General features: G+C 66.2%; 4 protein-coding genes. 3 read left to right on the forward strand and 1 reads right to left on the reverse strand.

Annotated features, from left to right (window positions below):
• Positions 1-22: 22 nt before the first annotated feature.
• Positions 23-892 carry a fumarylacetoacetate hydrolase family protein gene (locus tag ACNPNP_RS06960; RefSeq protein ID WP_448965331.1) on the reverse strand — a complete coding sequence of 290 codons (870 nt, stop codon included), beginning with the start codon at positions 890-892 and terminating at the stop codon, positions 23-25.
• A gap of 60 nt (positions 893-952) precedes the next feature.
• Between ACNPNP_RS06960 and ACNPNP_RS06965 the strand changes: the two genes are divergently transcribed.
• The 3 genes from ACNPNP_RS06965 (at position 953) to ACNPNP_RS06975 (ending at position 3,568) form a co-directional block, all read left to right on the forward strand.
• The gene (locus ACNPNP_RS06965) at positions 953-2,248 is read left to right on the forward strand and encodes a PrsW family intramembrane metalloprotease (RefSeq protein WP_448965332.1); all 1,296 of its coding nucleotides are present in this window, start codon (positions 953-955) and stop codon (positions 2,246-2,248) included.
• 238 nt (positions 2,249-2,486) lie between these two features.
• On the forward strand, positions 2,487-2,855 hold the full coding sequence (locus ACNPNP_RS06970) for an FKBP-type peptidyl-prolyl cis-trans isomerase (protein ID WP_448965333.1): 369 nt from the start codon (positions 2,487-2,489) through the stop codon (positions 2,853-2,855).
• A 158-nt stretch (positions 2,856-3,013) separates the two neighbouring features.
• Positions 3,014-3,568, forward strand: coding sequence for a YceI family protein (locus ACNPNP_RS06975; protein ID WP_448965334.1), 555 nt, complete (start codon positions 3,014-3,016; stop codon positions 3,566-3,568).
• The last annotated feature ends 25 nt before the right edge of the window (positions 3,569-3,593 follow it).

Consider the following 3,593-nt stretch of genomic DNA (forward strand, 5'->3'; position numbering starts at 1 on the left):
GGAGCGGGGCCCCCCCCAAGGCTCAGTCGTAGATGCGGCAGTGCGTGGTGAGCTCGCCGATGCCGTCGATTCCGACGGTCACCGTCGACCGGTCGCGCAGGAAGATCTGCGGCTCGCGGGAGTAGCCGGCGCCTCCTGGGCTGCCGGTGGAGATCAGCGTTCCCGGTCGCAACGTGACCGACTGCGACAGATGCGCGATGAGAGTCGCGACGGAGCGGACCATCTGTCCGGTCGTCGCGTCCTGCACCGTGTGACCGTCCACGACGGTCCAGATGTGCAGATCCTGGGGATCGGGGATCTCGTCCGCCGTGACGACGAACGGCCCGGTCGGAGTGAACCCGTCGAAGGACTTGCAGCGCGACCACTGCGCCTCGGAGAACTGGATGTCCCGGGCGGTGATGTCGTTGACGACCGTGTATCCCCAGACGTGATCGAGGGCTTCCGCCTCACCGACGTCTTTCGCGGGGCGACCGATCAGCACGCCGAGCTCGGCCTCGTAGTCGACCGACTCGCTCAGTGTGCGGGGCCACCCGGTGGTCGCCTCGTGCGATGTGAGGGAATTCGGCCAGAGCGTGAACACGGTCGGCGCGGTGTCGGTCTTCAACCCCAACTCGCTGGAATGCGCGGCGTAGTTCAGCCCGATCGCGAGGATCACCGGCGGATCGAGCACCGCCGACGCGAAGCCGAAGCCGTCGAGCGGATGGCGGGGTGCCGCGCCTTCATCGAGTGCGGTGCGCAGCGCGCCGAGGGCATCATCACCGCCGTCGATGAGCTGCTGGAGAGTGAGCGGAGCCGGATCCATCAGATCGGAGACCAGCACGGCCTCGGCATCCTGGATCACTGCGAGGTGGGCATCGGGGGAGTCTGGCCGACGCAGATGGGCGAAACGCATGTCTCCTACGCTACCGTCAGGACGCCTGCAGCAGAGTGAGGGTACCTCTAGGCTTTGGCTATGTCATTCGGAGGACCGTCAGAGCCGCAATACACGCCGCCCCCGTCCCAGCAGCCCCAGCACCAGCAGCCCCAGTACTCGCAGCAGCAGTACTCGCAGTCGCCGTACGTGCCGCCGCAGTTCAGCCAGCAGCCGACATACGCCTCGGCTCTCGCGCAGCCCACGCACTATTCGCCGCCCGCGCCTGCCGCTCCGGCCCCGGCGGGTGCGCTGCCCACCCTCCCGGTGGCGTCCAAGAAGGGCAGGACGGTGTCGATCTGGCTCTTCGGAGTACTGGGCTTCGCACTCGTCGCCCTGATCGGCTACTTCGTCTGGGCGCTCGGTGCCGTGGCATCGGGGATGGGGCTCGTACTCGCACTCATCCCGCTCGCGATCGTCTTTCTGGGCGTGTACATCATCGATCGCTGGGAACCCGAGCCCAAGGCGCTGATCGTCTTCGCGATCGCGTGGGGCGCCATCGCCGCGGTCGGCCTGACGCTGCTCATCGACATCGGCATGACTCTCGCGTTCGGTCTGCGTTCGGAGGCGGTGAGTGCCGTGATCCAGGCGCCCATCGTCGAGGAGCTCGCCAAGGGGCTCGGGATCTTCATCATCTTCCTGATCGGGCGGCGGGCCTTCGACGGCCCGATCGACGGCATCGTGTACGGCGCTCTGGTCGGCGGTGGCTTCGCCTTCACGGAGAACATCCAGTACTTCGCCATCAGCCTGATCGAGGGCGGCGGTGAGCAGCTCACGGCGACCTTCGTGATGCGCGGTCTGCTCTCGCCGTTCGCGCACGCGATGTTCACGGCGCTCACCGGCTTCGCGATGGGGCTGGCCGCGCGCCGCAGCGCGTCGAAGAGCAGAGTCCTGGGCGCGGGCCTGCTGGGTCTGCTCGGTGCGATCATCCTGCACGGCTTCTGGAACGGGTCGGCCACTTTCGCCGATTTCTTCGCGCTCTACATCACACTCCAGGTGCCCCTGTTCATCGGGTTCATCCTCGCGATCGTGGCTCTGCGGCGAGAGGAGGCCCGTGTCACGAGGGAGCGTCTGGGTGACTACGCGGCCGCCGGATGGTTCACGCCGGAGGAGATCACCATGCTCGCGACACCTGCGGGTCGCAAGGTGGGCATGAAGTGGGCTGCGGGACTCCGTGGCGATCGCCGTCCCTTGATGAAGACCTTCATCAAGGATGCCGCCGCTCTCGCGGCTGTTCGCCAGCGCGCGATCATCGGACGAGACCCACTGGCCGCCGACGACGAGCGGGCACTTCTCACGCGCACGCGCGCGACAAGGGCGGCGCTGCTGGCGTACTGAGCCCTGGCGTCGGGAGACCGGTGCCCACCAGGTCGTCCATACCAAGACTCAGCGCCCGGTGCTGCGGCGATGCCTGCATGTCTACCGGGCGCTGAGTTGATCTGTATTCAGATTGCACCCGGCATCCGCATCGTGTCAATACCTTCCGCGCCGGCAGCCGGATGAGCGCGTCCGGGTGTTCGCTCTGAGCAGGCGCGGTCGCGTTGACCGGCGCCGATCGCTCGGGTTGTATGGAGTCATGACTGATCGCACAAAGCCCGAGTTCGACGCCCCCACAGCTCCCGCTCCCACTGAGCTCGTCACCAGAGACATCATCGAGGGAGACGGCGCGGCCGCCAAGCCCGGCGACACCGTCACCGTGCACTACGCCGGCGTCGAGTACGACTCCGGCGAGGAGTTCGACTCGTCGTGGGGCCGCGGCGAGACGATCCAGTTCCCGCTGCGTGGACTCATCCAGGGCTGGCAGGACGGCATCCCCGGCATGAAGATCGGTGGGCGTCGTGAGCTGATCGTTCCTCCGCACCTCGCGTACGGCCCTGCCGGCTCGGGGCACTTCCTGTCCGGCAAGACCCTCATCTTCATCATCGACCTGGTCGCCGTCGGCTGAGCGGAGCGATGATCTCGAGGGCCTCTGTTCCGTTTCGGAACGGGGGCCCTCTTCTTTTTGCTGAGATCTTGTGCAGTGATCTCGGAATACATGCGCTCGCATAAGAGTTGGCATGATGTGAACGTACGAGACCCCCACGATTCAAGGAGACAATCCGAATGACCACGATCGACATCCCCGGCTACCGCGCAGGCACCTGGGTCCTCGACCCCGCACACAGCGAGGTCACCTTCAGTGTCCGTCACATGATGATCTCCAAGGTGCGCGGCACGTTCGGCATGAAGAGCGCGACGCTCGTCGCGCCGGAGAACCCGCTCGAGGCGAAGGTCGAAGCGAGTGTGGACGTCACCTCCATCGACACGAACGACGAGGGCCGCGACGGCCACCTCCGCTCGGCGGACTTCTTCGACACCGAGAACTTCCCGACCATGGAGTTCGTCTCCACCGGTGCGCGGGTGGAGTCCGACGACTTCTTCATCGACGGTGACCTGACCATCCGCGGAATCACGAAGCCGGTGAGCTTCGCCTTCGACTTCGGCGGCTTCGGCACCGACCCGTACGGCAACTACAAGGCGGGTGCGTCGGCGACCACCACGATCAACCGTGAGGACTTCGGCCTGACCTGGAACGCCGCGCTGGAGACCGGTGGCGTCCTCGTGGGCAAGGACATCACGATCAACCTCGACCTGCAGGGCGCTCTGCAGCAGGACTGATCGTCGTCATCGAAGACCCCGTACC

The organism is Microbacterium xerophyticum, assembly GCF_053543555.1.